Here is a 15430-nt window from a genome sequence, read left to right as displayed (position 1 = left end):
CCCCCCCCCCCCCCCCCCCCCCCCCCCCCCCCCCCCCCCCCCCCCCCCCCCCCCCCCCCCCCCCCCCCCCCCCCCCCCCCCCCCCCCCCCCCCCGCCCCGGCCACACCCTCGTCCGGGTGGCGGCGGCCACCGTCGCCCATCTGGACCTGAACGTCCTCGACGGCCGGTTCGGCATCCTGCCCGGGCTGCCCTTCGTCCCCGGCACCCAGGGCAGCGGCCACGTCATCGCCTCGGACACGCACCCCGAGGGCGCCCTGGTCCGACTGCGCGGCGAAGGGCTGGGCCTCAGTCGCGACGGCTCCTGGGCCGAGCACGCGCTCGTACCGGACGCCGCCGTCGAGCTCATGCCCGAGGGCACCGACCCTGCTCTGGCCTGCGTGTACTTCTCGCCCGTCGGCACCGCCTGGGCGACCGTCCACTCCATCGCCCAGGTACGACCGGGGGAGCGGGTGCTGGTCACCGGCGCGTCCGGCGCGGTCGGCGCCATGGCCGTGCAGCTCGCGGCGCGCGCCGGCGCGGAGGTCGTCGGTGCCGTCGGCCGCCCGGCGAAGCTGCCGCACGTCCCCGGAGTGGCCAGGGCGCTGCTGGCCTCCGACCTCTCCGAGGAAGCCATCGGCGGCAAGGCCGACGTACTGATCGACACGGTCGGCGGCAAGATCCTGCGGAACGCCCTCGCCCTGGTCCGCCCGCGGGGCCGGGCCGCACTTCTCGGCTACACGGCCGGACGTGAACTCATTCTGGACCTGGCGGACTTCTTCCTCGCCGACGTCTCGCTCCTGCCCGTGAACATGATCTCCCGCGGTGCTGAGGTCGCCCCCGACGTGCTGCGCCTGCTGCCCGACCTGTCGTCGGGCGCTCTGTCTCTGCCGTACGAGCGGTACGCGATGGACGCCCTCGGCGAAGCGGTGGAGCGGCTGCGCACGGGCGCGGCGGTCGGAAAGATCGTGCTCGACATGGGGAGCACCGGAAACTGAACCCACCCTCCCGCGCATGCTCATGACCATGGGCCCCCTCCCGCAGGAGGGGGCCCATGGGGCGTCCGGTGTCAGGACTGGGAAACGCCGGCCTGCGCGGCGAGTTGGTCCGGGTTGACGGGAAGCCAGTCGTAGTCGAGGGACTTCCAGAAGGCGCACTGGCGACGCGCCTCGAACACCTCGGTGCTCAGCGCCCGGCTCTCACCACCCGGCAGCAGGGACATGTACTTCCCGGCCCGGTAGGACGGCCAGGCGGCGAGTCCCGGGGCCGCGGGATTCCCGTGCTTCACGAACGAACCCCAGTAGCGCACCATCTCCCTCGACAGCTGCTGCTGCCCCGGGGACAGCAGCTTCGAGGCCGCCGAGGGAAGCAGGTACGGCATCTCGCTGGCATGCGAGGCCCCGGGGTCGAAGCCGGGCGGCAGGGAGCCGAGGACGGGCGGGCGCGGGTCGTCGAACTGGTAGAAGTACGTCCGCGGCTGCCGGCTCGCGAACTGGCCCGTGAGATTCTGGTACTGGCACCCGCCGAGCCCGTAGAAGACGCTGCTGTCACCCCACAGCGCGGCGAAGGCGTACGTCCCGGTGTACGAGTCACCGTAGGCGTCGAACGGATAGTGCGCGAGTACGGCGTCGGCGTTCGGCCCGAACTCGATGCGGACCGCCCGTTCGTACTGCGCCTTCGTCGCGCGCGCGAACGGAAGTGACCACGGCCGCACTTCGTCACGCGTGCTGCCGATGAGGAGGGGGACGTTCGCGGCTCGGCCGGTGCGCACGGCCTCGCTCGGCGGTACAGGTAGCTCGGGCCCTCCGGACACGGGCAGCGGCCCGCTCAGGACGCCCCCGACGAAACCCCCGCTGGTGGCCAACAGCTCACCGGCCGGCTTGGACCGCAGGCAGGAGAGAACGGCCGGGGAGGTGGAACAGCCCGCCGCCGTGGCGTACTTCTCGCCACGGACGGCCGCCTGCTCGGCCGTGTGGCTGGGGCACCCGGCGCTCTGGATGATCGCCCCGGAGAAGAGACCGCGGGCCGGCGGCGAGGCCATGAGGGCGCAGACGGAATGGCCGCCGGCCGATTCACCCGCGATGGTCACGCGGCTCGCGTCCCCGCCGAAGGCGCCGATGTTGCGTTGGGTCCAGCGCAGCGCCGCCTGCTGGTCGAGCAGACCGTAGTTCCCCGTGCCCTGCCTGCTCAGCCCGGGCAGGCCGAGGAAGCCGAACACGCCGAGGCGGTAGTTGATCGTGACGACCACGACGTCGTTGGCCTCGGCGATCCGTGAGCCGTCCTCGGAGTTTCCCGAACCGAAGGAGAAGCCCCCGCCGTGGATCCAGAACATCACCGGCAGCGGACGGTTCGTCCGCTGGGCCGGGGTGTACACGTTCAGGTACAGGCAGTCCTCGCTCATCCCCGGACCGCCGTCGCCGCCGAACTGCAGGCAGCGCGGGCCGGGGGCCGTCGCCTGCCGGGTGCCCGTCCAGGCGGAGGCGGGAGCGGGAGGCTGCCAGCGTCCGGGTCCGACCGGTGGTGCCGCGTAGGGGATGCCGAGGAATCGGTCGACCGCCTCCGCCGATGTTCCCGCGACCGGGCCTTTGTCGGTGAAGATCGTCAAGGAGCGTGGGACGGCTGACGCGGGCACAGCCGCCATGAGGGTCAGGAGGACGAACAGGCTTGTCAGGCCGGCAAGTCCCCTTCGGACAGTAGGTCGCACGGAGTCTCCTCAGAGGCCGGAGCAATGGGGGAGCCATGATGTGTCCCGTGCGCCAAGTGGGCGACCTTTCAGGTCCGTTGAACGGACCCGCGGCAGCAGTCGCCGGTGTTTCTGTCAGTGGGGAGTCCCAGGGCGTCCTGGAGCACCTCCTCGGTCTGCTTCAACAGCTCTCCTTCACGGTGTGCGAGAGCGGTTCGCGATCGGGTTGGACCGTACGGAAGGGAGGAGCGGCGCGCGCAAGTGCGCAGGTGCGCGGGACCTGGGCTTCGGCCCGGGCGGGCCGGCGTCGGCGCCTTGGCCCCGCCTCGCTCGCCAGTTCCACGCTGCCGAGGGGCCTCGGGCGGGCGGCGGGCAGCGAGCCGGCTTCCAGGGCGGCCTAGCGTCGACCGGCTGATGGCCAAAGGGACCGTGTTCCATGAACCGGAGGGATGTCGGTGCCCGACAGGTCGGTGCGACGCACGTTGTCCGTGCGTGTAGAGGGGTCTCCCTTACGTCTGATGCTCATCAGGTAAGTCAGCATTCGGTCAGCATGAGTCCCCGAATGTCCGGGGCAGTGGTTCCCGACCGGCGCCGGTGCTTAGGGAAAGCCCAGGTAGGAGGCCGTCCAGTCCGACCGGAGCGATGTTCCTCACAAACATCGGACGGGGCTGTCGGTGTAAGCTCGGGACTGCCTTTGACCTGCAGAAAGCAGGCAGGGAGCCGTCTTAGAGGAGTCCAAAGTGCTGCGCACTCTGTTCAAGTCCAAGATCCACCGGGCCACCGTGACCGAGGCCGATCTGCACTACGTCGGCTCCGTCACCGTCGACGCCGAGCTCATGGAGGCGGCCGATCTGCTGCCCGGGGAGCTCGTGCACATCGTCGACATCGACAACGGCGCCCGGCTGGAGACCTACGTCATCGAGGGCGAGCGGGGCTCCGGGGTGATCGGGATCAACGGTGCCGCCGCCCATCTGGTGCACCCCGGTGATCTGGTGATCCTCATCAGTTACGCGCAGGTCGACGACGCCGAGGCCCGTTCGTTCGTGCCGCGTGTCGTCCATGTGGACGCCGACAACCGGATCGTCGAGCTCGGGGCCGACGCCTCCGCGCCGGTGCCCGGGAGCGACACCGTGCGCAGCCCGCACGCCGTGCCCGCTCCCGCGACCGCCTGAACCGCACCGGTGACCCTCGCCCTGCTGCACACCTCGCCCGTCCACGTTCCCGTCTTCGACGGCCTGCGGGATGAGCACCACCCGGGGCTGGTCCTGCGGCACCTCGTCGCCGAGGAGCTGCTCGACCGGGCCAGGGCCGAGGGGCCGGAAGCCGTGGCCGGTGCCGTCCGTGACGCCCTCGACCGGGCCGTCGCGGACGGCGCCCGTGCCGTGCTCTGCACCTGCTCCACGATCGGCGGTGTCGCCGAGCGGAGCGCCGCCGCGCTGGGCGTGCCCGTCCTGCGCGTGGACCGGCCGATGGCGGCCGAGGCGGCCAGGGCGGACCGGATCGTCGTGGTCGCGGCCGTGGAGTCCACCGTCGCACCCACCGTCGAGCTGCTCCGCGAGGAGTCGGTGGGCACCGCCGCGAGCGTCACCACGCTGCTCGTGGACGGCGCCTGGGAGCGGTTCGAGGCCGGCGACCGCGACGGCTATCTCGACACGGTCGCGGCGGCCGTGGACCGGGTCGACGCCACCGGTGGCGGTGTCGTCGTCCTCGCCCAGGCATCCATGGCCGGCGCCGCCGAGCGGACCCGCACCCCGCTGCCCGTCCTCTCCAGCCCCCGCCTCGGCCTCGCCGCCGCGGCGGACGCCGTGCGCCGACACGAATGAATGGCCCCGGCGGGCGCGGGCACACGCTCCGGGAGAGCCTGGAGCCGTACGTGCCCCGCCGACCGAGAGGTCCGTCATGACCCACCCGTCGCCCTACCCGGCGCCTCCCTCGCCGACCCCGCCCCCGGGGCCGGTACCGCCCACGCCGGGTCCGGTGCCCCAGCCCGAGCCGGCCCCCGTGCCGCCGCCGAACCCGGTTCCGGAGCCTCCGGGCCCCGCCCCCGTACCGGAACCGGAGCCTCAGCCGCAGCCGGGTCCCGCAGGGCCCTGATCGCCGGATGACACAAGGGACTTGGGGTTTTCCCCCGAGCCCTTGTCACGGCCTGTGACCTTCCCTTACCTTGGGCGACTGCCGATGCGCTTCTGCTGACGCGCGCTCAAGGGGGGCCCACATGGCCGCAAGGGGACGACACCGCCGGTACCAGCCGAGCCGGATCAACCGCGCCTCGCTCACCGTCACGGCGGGCGGCGCGGGAATGGCCCTGCCGCTGATCGGCGCCGGGACGGCGCAGGCCGCGTCCCTCGACGTCTGGGAGAAGGTCGCCGCCTGCGAGTCCTCCTCCAACTGGCGGATCAACACGGGCAACGGCTATTTCGGCGGGCTGCAGTTCAGCCAGGCGACCTGGGAGCGGTACGGCGGCACGCACTACGCGCCGCGCGCCGACCTCGCCTCCAAGGACCAGCAGATCGCCGTCGCGGAGAAGGTCCTCGACGGGCAGGGCCCGGAAGCCTGGCCGACCTGCTCGTCCCGCGCGGGGCTCGGTGGGCGGAAGGCGGGGGCCACCCCGGTCTCCTTACCGGCGCAGCGCACCGCTCCGGACCAGCGGACCCCGACGGCCGAGCCACCTGCCGTGACCCCGACCACCGTGCCCACGGTCCGCGAGATGTACACGGTCACCCCGGGCGACTCGCTGTCCAGGATCGCCCGCGAGGAGCGGGTCCACGGCGGCTGGCAGCGGCTGTACGAGGCGAACCGCGCCGTGGTCGGCAGCGACCCCGACCTGATCCATCCGGGCCAGAAGCTGACCCTCCGGATCGCCGTCCCCGCCAAGCCGCCCACCACGGCGCCCCCGGTCGCCAAGCCCGCCCCGACGACGAAGCCGGCCGCGAAGGCTCCCGCCACGAAGGCCCCGGCGAAGGCTCCGGCCGCGACGAAGCCGGCCGCGAAGGCTCCCGCCACGAAGGCCCCGGCGGCCAAGGCCCCCGCGAAGCAGGCCGCCAAGCCCGTCACCAAGCCCAGGCCCGCCGCGAAGCCGGCGGCGGCAAGGCCCGCACCGAGGCCCGCGCCCCAGGCCGACCGCTTCAGCGCCCCCGTCTCCGCGTCCGTCGGCACCCGCTACCGCGTCTCCGGCTCCTCCTGGTCCAGCGGCTACCACACCGGCGTGGACTTCCCCGTGCCCACCGGCACCTCCGTGACGGCCGTCGCCACCGGCAAGGTCGTCTCCGCGGGGTGGGGCGGCGCCTACGGCTACGAGATCGTCGTTCGGCACGACGACGGCCGCTACAGCCAGTACGCGCACCTCTCCGCGCTCACCGTCCGTGAAGGCCAGCGGGTCAACGCCGGGCAGCGCATCGCCCGTTCAGGATCGACCGGCAACAGCTCGGGGCCGCATCTCCACTTCGAGGTGCGGACGGGTCCCGGGTACGGCTCCGACATCGACCCCCTGGCCTACCTCAGGGCGCGGGGCGTCTCGATCTGAGACGGTCCGGTCCTCTGACACCGACAGGGCGTCCCGGCCCGCCGTCAGCCGGTCCGTCGTCAGCTGGATCAGACCGCCCGCCGCCACCGCGCCGCAGATCAGCGCGGCGACGGTGCCGGCCGTGCCGTACCGGAAGGTCTCGCCGAACAGCGTGAGACCGACCGCGGCGGCGATCACCGGATTGACGACCGTGACCGTCGCCAGCGGAGCCGCGAGGCCGGCGCCCCGGTAGGAAGCCTGGGAGAGCAGCAGTCCGGTCACCGCGAGCGCCGAGAGGATCAGCAGACTCGTCCACTGCGCGAGCGGCGCGGCCGGCGACCACTCCACGGCCACGGTCTTGGTGAAGACCGAGGCGATGCCGAACGACACACCCGCCGCGGCCGCCAGGACGATGCTGCGCAGCACCGAGCGGCCCATGAGGTGCGCGACGACGAACAGCAGGCCCACCGCGGCGAAGGTCCCCGCCGCGAGCAGCCAGCGTTCGGTGCCGCCCAGCGCCTGGGACTCGGCGCCGCCCGTCAGGCTGAGCAGCCCGGCGAGGCCGACCGTGGCCATGAGAGCGCCGCGCCAGGCCGTGTGCCCCGCCCGGCGGCCCACGAAGAGGGCCGCCATGGGCAGGGCGAAGACGATCGTGAGGGCGCCCAGCGGCTGGACCAGGCTGAGCGGGCCGTAGGCGAGCGCCGCGACGTGCAGGGCGGCACCGAGGCCGTTGAGCAGGACGGAGCCCCACCAGGCCGGGCTGCGCAGCGGCGCGTAGGTGGGGCCGCCGGCGGCGGCCGCGACCCGCTCCTGCACGATCGCCGCGGCCGCGTAGGCGACCGCGGAGACCAGCGACAGAAGCACGGACAGCAGGAGGGGGCTCATACATACAACGATCTCTCTTCCGAGCGTTCACGTCGTCGTACCTGGGAACGCATTCGGACGTACTGCCGTCGTAGTACGGGACCGTCACGTACGCCTGAGGATGTACACCCGCGCAGGTCAGGACGGGTGGAAAGCCACTTTTCCGGTATCCAGGTCGAAGCGGGCGCCGACGATCCGGGCTTCGGCGAACACCTCATCCCGAGCCAGTCGGCGCTGTATGCGGACCACATTGGCCCGCACCGTGTTCTCCACCCAGTCGCCCGGGAGATCCCTGGTGGCGCGCGCCGCGGGGGCGATGTCCTCCACGACCCGGGCGAGGTGTCCCTCGACCGGCCTGCCCGTCCGTACGTACTCCACGGCGGCGGTCGCCGCGCCGCACCGCTCGTGCCCGAGCACGACGACCAGCGGAACGCCCAGCTCCTCGACGCCGAACTGGATCGACCCGAGCACCGCCTCGTCCAGGGCCTGGCCGGCCGACCGTATGCCGAGCAGGTCGCCGAGTCCCTGGTCGAAGACGAGCTCGGGCGGCACCCGGGAGTCGACACAGCCGAGGACCAGGGCGAAGGGGTGCTGGGAGACGGCCACGGCGGCGCGCCGGGCGGCGTCCTCGTGCGGATGGATCTGCCGGAGGGCGGCGTAACGAGCGTTCCCCGCCCGGAGTGCGGCGAGCGCCCGGGCGGCCGTGAGCGGCCCTTCCGCAAGGGGGCGCGGGAGCGGAGGGGTGGCGGCCCGGGCGGCGGGGACGCCCGCGGTCACGGCAGCCGCGGCGGTCAGCGCGAGCACCGCGCGCCGGCCGGGAGTCGCGGACGCGAGGGGGTTCGTCGGAGGTGTCATGCGCAGGAGCGTTACGGTGATCGGCGGTCGTGGAGCCGCACTTGGGGCGAGCATGACCCGAAGATGACCATGCATGACCCGAACAGGACCGGGGCTTTGCCCGGACGGCCGTGCCAGGTGCCGCTTCGCCCGTGGGCGAGCGCTTCCTCGGCCCGGGCGGCAGACGGCCAGGAGGCAGGACGGTGGATCTCGGCGCGAGCGGAGCGAGCGGGGAACGCCCTCGGCCGGACACCGGGGGAGCGGCGGTCGGGGGCTTCTTCGTGCTCCGGACCGCCCCGCCGGAGACGGGCGGAGCGCATGTGCCGCTCGCACGCCTCTACGCGGGGGAGACCGGCCCCGTCTCCGCCCGCGTCGACCACGTCGGCGCCCGCCTGCGCACCCCCGAGCGCCGCGTCGCCGCGTCGGTCGCCCATCTCGGGCTCGCCGCCCGGCTGTGGTCGACCGCCCTCGGCCCGGCCGCCCTCCACGGCCGGTTCCCGGCTCTCGATCCGGCGGACCTGTTCTGGGACGGGGCCCTGACCTCGCCCGACGACCTGTGGTGGGCGGGCACGGAGAGCCGCCCCGCGACCGTGGCGGACCTCCGCGAGGCCGTCCAGCTCGCGCATCTCGTCCCGCTCCACGAGGTCCTCCGCCGCGACGGGCGGATCTCGCCCCGGCTGCTGTGGGGGAACGCCGGCTCCGCTCTCGCCGGAGCCCTGCGCGAGCTGATCCGCTGGGCCCGCGCCCAGGGCCGGCCCGAGGTCGCCCGCCGTGCCGGCGAACTCGTGACCGGGCTCCTCGACCACCCCGACCTCGCCCGCACCGTCCAGGGGTCCGCCCTGCGGCGCACCAGTTGCTGCCTCTACTACCGCAGCCCCGGAGGGGGACTCTGCGGCGACTGTGTGTTCGACCACGCTCCCGCCACGGGTTTGGAGACACGGCCTCCCGCTCCGTAAAGTTCCTCTTTTGAGACGGTGGGCGCGCGCGAGCGTACGAGTGATCGAGGAACGGCAGAGGCCATGACGGTGACCGAAGAAACCCAGGAGTACGGGCCGGGTATCGACCCCGAGCGCCTGGCCGTCTGCCTGAGCGTGCTCGACGAGCTCGACGAGCTGGATGTCGACCACCCGGACGCGATCGCCGTGCGGCGCGCCACGGCCGGTATCTACCGGACGGTGAAGCAGCGCCGCCGCCAGGAGCGCCGGGCCGCGAAGACCGCGCACGACAAGGCGGTCACCGAGGCCACCGCCACCGGCTCCGCGCAGCGGATCGACGACGAGACCGAGGGCATCCTGCCCTCCTCCGTGACCGAGGCCGGCCGGATCGCCGGGATACTCCAGCGCCCCCGGTCCTGCTACACCTGCAAGACGCGGTACGTCGAGGTCGACTACTTCTACCACCAGCTCTGCCAGGACTGCGCCGCGCTGAACCGCCGCAAGCGGGACGCCCGCGCCGACCTCGCCGGCAAGCGCGCGCTGCTCACCGGCGGCCGCGCCAAGATCGGCATGTACATCGCGCTGCGGCTGCTGCGCGACGGTGCCCACACCACCATCACGACCCGCTTCCCCAAGGACGCCATCCGCCGCTTCAAGGCGATGGAGGACTCGGCCGACTGGATGCACCGCCTCGAGGTCGTCGGCATCGACCTCCGCGACCCCGCGCAGGCGGTCTCCCTGGCCGAGCGCGTCGCGGCGGACGGCCCGCTGGACATCCTCATCAACAACGCGACGCAGACCGTGCGCCGTCTGCCCTCCGCCTACGCCGCCCTCGTCGACGGCGAGAGCGCTCCGCTGCCCGCCGGGGAGCTCCCGGCCCACCATGTGATCGGCGCCTTCAACTCCGGCGCCGTCGGTGAGGTCGGCGGTCCGTCCGCGCTGCCCGCCGGCGTGAGCCACCTGGACGCGCAGAAGGTCGCCGATCTCGCCCTGGTCGCGGGCAACGCCAGCGTCGAGCGGCACCGCGACGGCAGCGCCATCGACGCGGGCGGCCTGCTGCCGGACGTCGTCGAGACCAACACCTGGGTGCAGACCATCGAGCAGATCTCCCCGGTGGAGCTGCTCGAGACCCAGCTGTGCAACTACACGGCGCCGTTCATCCTCATCAGCATGCTCCGGCCGGCGATGGCCGAGGCGGCCAAGAAGGCGGCCAGCGGGCGCGCCTACATCGTCAACGTCTCGGCCATGGAGGGCGTCTTCGGCCGTGGCTACAAGGGGGCCGGGCACCCCAACACCAACGCCGCGAAGGCCGCGATGAACATGGTCACGCGGACCAGCGCCCAGGAGATGTTCCAGACCGACGGCATCCTCATGACCTCCGTCGACACCGGCTGGATCACCGACGAGCGCCCCCACTTCGACAAGCTGCGTCTCGCCGAGGAGGGCTTCCACGCCCCGCTCGACCTCGTCGACGGCGCCGCCCGCGTCTACGACCCGGTCGTGCGCGGCGAGGCGGGCGAGGACCTGTACGGCTGCTTCCTCAAGGACTACGCGCCGGGCAACTGGTAAACCGCCCAGATGTCCTAAAGTCACTCGATCGCGTCACACTTCCGAGCCCCATAGAGCGCCGACGCGCTCATTTGGTTACTCTGATGTCCACGGTCGGCCACCGGGGTTTCACAAAACCCTTACGGCTTGCCTGGGGACTGGCCTGCCACCAAGGCCGCGGTCCCGCCCCAAGAACGGCGCCACCGCGACCGAACGGCCATGTCCTCATAGGTACGCGACACAAGGGAGTGCGCGGTGACACCAGAACTGACGAAGCAGGACCAGCGACCGGCCGAACGGCCGGAGCGGCCCCACCGTTCCGGCGAGCTGGGGAGCCTGGACGTGTGGGCCCACGCCGCCCCGATCCGGCTGGCGGGCTACGAGGACGACCTCGCGGAGCCGCACATCCTGCCCGGTATCGACTGAGTCGTAACTGTCGCTTCGCCCCGTGCCCCGGTCGCCCCGTGACCGGGGCACCGGTGCGTCCGGCTCCGCCCCGGGCCGGCCCGTGGCGAAGGGTCACCGCCGCGCGGGCGGCCGCAGCTCGACCGGCGGCAGATACTCCCGTACGAGCGTGCGGTGCCACCACGCCCCGGTCTCGCGCAGCTCCCGCCACGTCGTGTAGCGGTAGCGGTAGAGACGCGCCCTGATGCGGACCGGCGGCGCGTCGGGGAAGGGGTTGTGCCGTAGCAGCCGCAGGGTGTCCCGGTCCCCGTCCAGAAGCCGTTCGACGAACGGTCCGAACCAGTCTCGGGCGTACGCGGGGGAGAGCGCCGCGAACCACATCAGCCAGTCGAGCCGCAGATGGTACGGAGCGAACTGGCGCGGCAGCCGGCGCGGATCGCCGGGCTTGCCTTTGAACCCGTACTCCTTCCACACCGCGTCCGCGCTCCGCGCCGGGTCGTCCGTGCCCTCGATGACGATCTCGTCCCGGATCCGGCCGACCGTCCCGAACGCGCCGTACGTGTTGACCAGGTGGAACGGATCGTACGAGCGGTTCATCGCCTGCCGCCGGGAGAGCAGGTTGCGGACCGGGCGGTAGCTGCGGAAGAGGACCAGCGCGGTCACGGCGACCACCACGACCACGTACCAGAGCGGCGGGGCGGGCTGCGGGTGCTCGCCCACCAGGAGGGAGCCGTCCACGGCGGAGAGCGCGAGGACGATCGTGAGCCAGTTCAGCCACGCGAAGTTTCCCGAGAGCACCAACCAGAGCTGGGTCGCCACCATCAGACCGGCCGCCACCGTCGCGACCGGCTGCGGCGTGAAGAGCAGCACCGGGACCAGCAGCTGGACGCCGTGGTTGGCGGCCGCCTCGACCCGGTGCAGCGGGCGGGGCAGATGGTGGAAGAACCAGCTGAGCGGGCCGGGCATCGGCTGGGTCTCATGATGGAAGTACAGGCAGGTCAGATCCCGCCAGCAGCGGTCACCGCGGATCTTGATGAGCCCCGCGCCGAACTCGACGCGGAAGAGCAGCCAGCGCAGCAGCCACAGGACGAGCACGGGCGGCCCGGTGTCGTCGTTGCCGAGGAAGATCGCCAGGAAGCCGGTCTCCAGGAGCAGCGACTCCCAGCCGAAGCTGTACCAGGTCTGGCCGACGTTGACGATGGAGAGGTACAGCGCCCAGAGCACCGACCACAGCAGCATCGCGACGGGCAGCGGTACCGCGTCGCCGGCGCCCGCCACCAGGGCGAGCGCCAAAGCCGCGCCGGTCCACGCGACCGCCGCGAACAGCCGGTCGGAGTAGTGCCAGTGGAAGAGGCTGGGGGTCCGACGCGGCTCCACCCGGCGCAGATACTCCGGTACGGGGAGCATGCCGCGCTCGCCGATCAGGGCCCGGAACTGGAGAGCGGCCGAGAGGAAGGCCACGAGGTAGAGCCCGGCGAGCCCCCGCTGGAAGACGATCCGGCTCAGCCAGTAGTCCGGTGCCGTGAACCACTCCATCCCCTCCAGTATCGGCCTGGAGGGTCGCACCCGGAGGGTGAGGGCCCGGGGAGGGGTGACGCCCGGGGGCCGGGGCGCTCAGGACTTCTTCTTCTCGTCCTCGTCGGCCTGCCGCTGACCCTCCGCCTGCGAAGGCGTGGTGCGCAGTGTCTGGGGATGCCGCTCCATCCGCTGCTTCGAGTCCATGTCCTCGTCGAGCCGCTCGCCCTCGGCCTGCGAGGGGGTGGTGTACTCGTCGTACTGGCTCACGGCCGCCTCCTGGGTCGGTACGTACGCCGCCTGTTGCCCGGTGCGTATGCCTACAAAGGGAGCGTACGCCCGGCGTCACTCCGCCACGACGCGTCGGAGCACGCGGCCCAGCCGGCGGGCGTAGGCCAGCTGCAGGACCGGGACGAGCGGCCCGGCGAGACGGGTGTACCAGCAGGCGGGACGGCTGAAGGCGGTGACCGTGAACCAGACCGAGCCGTCGGCGTGCAGGTCGACGACGAAGGACTCCTCGCCGCTCTCGGGGTGCCCGGTGAGGGTCCCGTACGCGAAGCCGGTGCGGTCCTTCTCGTACGCGGTCCAGATCACCTCGCAGGGCACGCCGAGCCGGGCGGGGCCGAGGCCCATCGAGATCTCGACGAGAACGCCGGGCTCGGCGCGAACGGCCTCGCTGCGGACCCCGGCGCCCGAGGCGCGGTGCATCCGCCAGGAGGTGACGGCGGCCCCGGCGGCCTCGAAGGCGTCCTGGCCCCGGCCGACGCGAACGGTGTGGTGGAGGTGGTGGTAGCCGGCCGGAAGACGGTCCTGCCCGGTGGCACCCACCTCCCGGTAGGTGAGGGCCGCGGGGGCGGCGGACGTGGCGAGGTCGCGGATCAGACGGGCCATGATGCGGTCTCCTTGGAAGGGGCGGTCGCCCGCAGGCGACGCCAGGCGAGCAGCGAGCAGAGCGCGAAACCGAGGGCGTTGCCGAGGCCGTGGGTGGCGGCCATCCAGGTCAGGCTCGGACGGGGCAGGCCGGTGGCCTCGCCGAGCGCCCAGCTCAGGGCGAGCAGCATCGTCGCCACCAGGACCGTCGCCGAGACGGCCAGGAGGCCGCGGGTGACCGGGTCGCGGGCGCCGGGCCGCAGCTCCCGCCAGGTCGGCAGGGCCACCGCCCACATGCCGGCGGTGAGAACGAGTGCCCCGACGAGCTCGGCCCAGTCGTCGACGAAGTAGCCGACCAGCACGAGCAGGGTGCCGAGCGGAACGCTGAGCGCGGCGAAGCGGGTGGCGGGCCCGGGCGCCGCCCGGCAGACCAGGCCGGCCACCAGGGCGGCCGCGAATCCGGCGAAGTGGAAGTGGGGCACGGTCAGGGCCAGGATGTCCAGGTCGAAGCCGAGAAGCTCGTGCCCGGCACGCTCGGCGACCAGGGCGAGACCCGCCACCGACGGGGTCACCAGCGCGGTCAGCACGGCGATCTCGGCGGGCGCGGCGGTGCCGGTCCAGGGCCGGGGGAGCGCGGCGATCCGGGCCGGTGCGCACAGGGCGAGCGCGAGCGTGGCCAGGGCGTAGACCGCGGCGAGCGCGGCGGCGGTGGGGGAGCGGGGGAGCCACAGGGCGAGTGCGCCGGGCGCCGCGAGCAGGGGCCAGGCGCGCCGGAGCCGGCGCAGTCCGGGAGGGGCGGGGCCGTCGATCAGGCCCAGGCCCACCGGAACGATGACGAACATGCCGAGCATCACGACGAGACCGACCAGCACCGACATCCCGTTCACCTCTGGTTGAACGCGTTCAAACCTTACGTGCGGGAGCCTACGGTCTTTCTTGAACGTGTTCAAGTGTGTCGTCCGGTCGGCGGCACTCCGCTTGCGGCCGGGCCGGCGGTGCGACAGACATGAAGGAATGTCCCCGGGTGGAAAGGGCGGGAGATCCACGTGCGCTCACCCATACGCCGGCCGCGACGGCCCCACGTCACCGCACTCACGGCGCTGGCCTCGGCGCTGCTGCTCGCGAGCTGCTCGCCCGGCGGCGACAGCGGCGGCGCGGGGACGGCCGCCGCCTCCCCGCAGGAGGTCTTCCTCCAGCCGGTCGCCGCTCAGGGGCCCGACCCCTTCACCCCGTCCACGGCGAAGGCGCCCCCCGCGACCGGCCCGAGCACCGCCCCGCCGGCCACTCCTTCACCCACCCGGCCGCCCGGCGCGGCCGCGACGCCGCCCCCCGCCGGCCCGACCGCGACCGCGACCGCGCAGACGGTCCGTGAGATCACCGGGTCCACCCCCGGTCTCTACGGCGGGACCCGCTCCGTCGCCAGCTGCGACGTCGAGCAGCAGGTCGCCTTCCTCGCCGGCGACAAGGGCAAGGCCCGCGCGTTCGCCGAGGCCGCGGGCATCCCCGAGGTGAACCTGGCCGGCTGGCTGCGCGGCCTCACCCCCGTCGTCCTGCGCGCCGACACCCGCGTCACCAGCCACGGCTACCGGGACGCGGACGCCACCGCGTTCCAGTCCGTCCTCCAGGCCGGCACGGCGGTCCTCGTGGACGCGTACGGCACGCCCCGCGTCCGCTGCGCCTGCGGCAACCCGCTGCGCGCGCCGGCCGTCGCCCAGGGCGCCAAGCACACCGGACGGCCCTGGAGCGGGTACCGCCCCGACCGGGTCGTCGTCATCAGACCGACCGCGGCGGTCGTCACCGGCGTCGTCGTCGTGAACGTCGCCGACAACACCTGGTTCGAGCGCGGAACGGGCACCGACGGCGAGCGCGACACCCAGCCGTCGGTGATCCCGCCCTGCGAGCCCGCCGCCTGCGACCTCACCGGTTCAGCCGCCCCGGTGCCGCCCCCGCCCGCCACGGAGACCTCACCCGGCCCCAGCGCGCCGGCGAGCCCCGACGGCTCGACGAGCCCGGGCGGACCCACCCCGCCGGAGCACAGCTCCCCGCCCCGGTCCGAGCCGGCCCTTCCGCCCGCCCCGGAGCCGCCGGCCGAGACCGAGCCGGAACCCGATGCCGAGCTGCCACCGTTCGAGGACCTGTTCCCCAGCGACCCCGGCGCCCAGCAGCCGGAGACCTTCGAGGGCTGAGGCGTGGCCTCCGTCGTGCGAGCGGCCTGGCCTGCGCCTAGCGTGGCCCCATGAGTGCCGGCAGAGGGGGTGGCGAGGCGACGGATCCCTGCCGCTGCGTACCAGGGACAG

At 73.3% G+C, this 15430-nt stretch carries 15 protein-coding genes; 8 read left to right on the top strand and 7 right to left on the bottom strand.

The genetic code is table 11. From position 1 onward, the window contains the following. Positions 1-975, top strand: a 975-nt coding sequence (locus ACZ4VW_RS31060) for a quinone oxidoreductase family protein (protein ID WP_467968217.1), incomplete at its 5' end; no start/stop codon positions are given. A 71-nt stretch (positions 976-1046) separates the two neighbouring features. On the opposite strand, the gene ACZ4VW_RS31055 is transcribed toward ACZ4VW_RS31060, so the two are convergent. Continuing rightward, the gene (locus tag ACZ4VW_RS31055; RefSeq protein WP_467968215.1) at positions 1047-2582 is read right to left on the bottom strand and encodes a carboxylesterase/lipase family protein; all 1536 of its coding nucleotides are present in this window, start codon (positions 2580-2582) and stop codon (positions 1047-1049) included. A gap of 818 nt (positions 2583-3400) precedes the next feature. On the opposite strand from ACZ4VW_RS31055, the gene panD reads away from it, so the two are divergent. From panD to ACZ4VW_RS31040, 3 genes are all read left to right on the top strand, one after another. Beyond that, the gene (gene panD, locus ACZ4VW_RS31050; protein ID WP_467968213.1) at positions 3401-3832 is read left to right on the top strand and encodes an aspartate 1-decarboxylase; all 432 of its coding nucleotides are present in this window, start codon (positions 3401-3403) and stop codon (positions 3830-3832) included. A gap of 9 nt (positions 3833-3841) precedes the next feature. Beyond that, a complete protein-coding gene (locus tag ACZ4VW_RS31045; protein WP_467968211.1) occupies positions 3842-4483 on the top strand; it encodes an aspartate/glutamate racemase family protein in 642 nt (213 codons plus the stop codon). Positions 4484-4875: 392 nt separating this feature from the next. Further along, positions 4876-6183: a transglycosylase family protein gene (locus ACZ4VW_RS31040; RefSeq protein WP_467968209.1), complete on the top strand. Its 1308-nt coding sequence runs from the start codon at positions 4876-4878 to the stop codon at positions 6181-6183. Here the strand turns inward: ACZ4VW_RS31040 and ACZ4VW_RS31035 are convergent. Together ACZ4VW_RS31035 and ACZ4VW_RS31030 are read right to left on the bottom strand one after the other, a co-directional pair. Continuing rightward, the gene (locus ACZ4VW_RS31035; protein ID WP_467968207.1) at positions 6064-7047 is read right to left on the bottom strand and encodes a DMT family transporter; all 984 of its coding nucleotides are present in this window, start codon (positions 7045-7047) and stop codon (positions 6064-6066) included. The two genes, ACZ4VW_RS31040 and ACZ4VW_RS31035, sit on opposite strands and share 120 nt — an antisense overlap. A 117-nt stretch (positions 7048-7164) precedes the next feature. Continuing rightward, a complete protein-coding gene (locus ACZ4VW_RS31030) occupies positions 7165-7881 on the bottom strand; it encodes a carbonic anhydrase (RefSeq protein WP_467968205.1) in 717 nt (238 codons plus the stop codon). A gap of 182 nt (positions 7882-8063) precedes the next feature. On the opposite strand from ACZ4VW_RS31030, the gene ACZ4VW_RS31025 reads away from it, so the two are divergent. The 3 genes from ACZ4VW_RS31025 to ACZ4VW_RS31015 all read left to right on the top strand — a co-directional run bounded on the left by ACZ4VW_RS31025 (position 8064) and on the right by ACZ4VW_RS31015 (position 10769). Beyond that, positions 8064-8816 carry a (2Fe-2S)-binding protein gene (locus ACZ4VW_RS31025; RefSeq protein ID WP_467968203.1) on the top strand — a complete coding sequence of 251 codons (753 nt, stop codon included), beginning with the start codon at positions 8064-8066 and terminating at the stop codon, positions 8814-8816. A 63-nt stretch (positions 8817-8879) separates the two neighbouring features. Continuing rightward, positions 8880-10364 (top strand): SDR family NAD(P)-dependent oxidoreductase, encoded by a 1485-nt coding sequence (locus ACZ4VW_RS31020; RefSeq protein ID WP_467968201.1) that lies wholly within the window; start codon positions 8880-8882, stop codon positions 10362-10364. A gap of 234 nt (positions 10365-10598) precedes the next feature. Continuing rightward, entirely contained in the window at positions 10599-10769 is a 171-nt protein-coding gene (locus ACZ4VW_RS31015; RefSeq protein ID WP_467968199.1) for a hypothetical protein, read from the top strand. 93 nt (positions 10770-10862) lie between these two features. Here the strand turns inward: ACZ4VW_RS31015 and ACZ4VW_RS31010 are convergent, their stop codons facing one another. From ACZ4VW_RS31010 to ACZ4VW_RS30995, 4 genes are all read right to left on the bottom strand, one after another. After that, positions 10863-12284: a lipase maturation factor family protein gene (locus ACZ4VW_RS31010; RefSeq protein ID WP_467968197.1), complete on the bottom strand. Its 1422-nt coding sequence runs from the start codon at positions 12282-12284 to the stop codon at positions 10863-10865. A 78-nt stretch (positions 12285-12362) separates the two neighbouring features. Beyond that, positions 12363-12533: a hypothetical protein gene (locus ACZ4VW_RS31005; protein ID WP_467968195.1), complete on the bottom strand. Its 171-nt coding sequence runs from the start codon at positions 12531-12533 to the stop codon at positions 12363-12365. Between the two features lie 75 nt (positions 12534-12608). Further along, complete coding sequence (locus ACZ4VW_RS31000; protein WP_467968193.1) at positions 12609-13154, bottom strand: DUF1990 family protein; 546 nt, start codon at positions 13152-13154, stop codon at positions 12609-12611. Further along, entirely contained in the window at positions 13142-14011 is an 870-nt protein-coding gene (locus ACZ4VW_RS30995) for a YndJ family protein (RefSeq protein ID WP_467968191.1), read from the bottom strand. Before ACZ4VW_RS30995 ends, ACZ4VW_RS31000 begins: the two co-directional genes overlap by 13 nt. Positions 14012-14179: 168 nt before the next feature. Here ACZ4VW_RS30995 and ACZ4VW_RS30990 point away from each other — a divergent pair, with 168 nt between their 5' ends. Continuing rightward, a complete protein-coding gene (locus tag ACZ4VW_RS30990) occupies positions 14180-15319 on the top strand; it encodes a DUF6777 domain-containing protein (RefSeq protein WP_467968190.1) in 1140 nt (379 codons plus the stop codon). Positions 15320-15430: the final 111 nt, after the last annotated feature.

Source organism: Streptomyces sp. NPDC029139 (assembly GCF_055564335.1).
The sequence above is the reverse complement of the archived record's forward strand: the minus strand, read 5'-3'. Positions and strand labels throughout refer to the sequence as shown.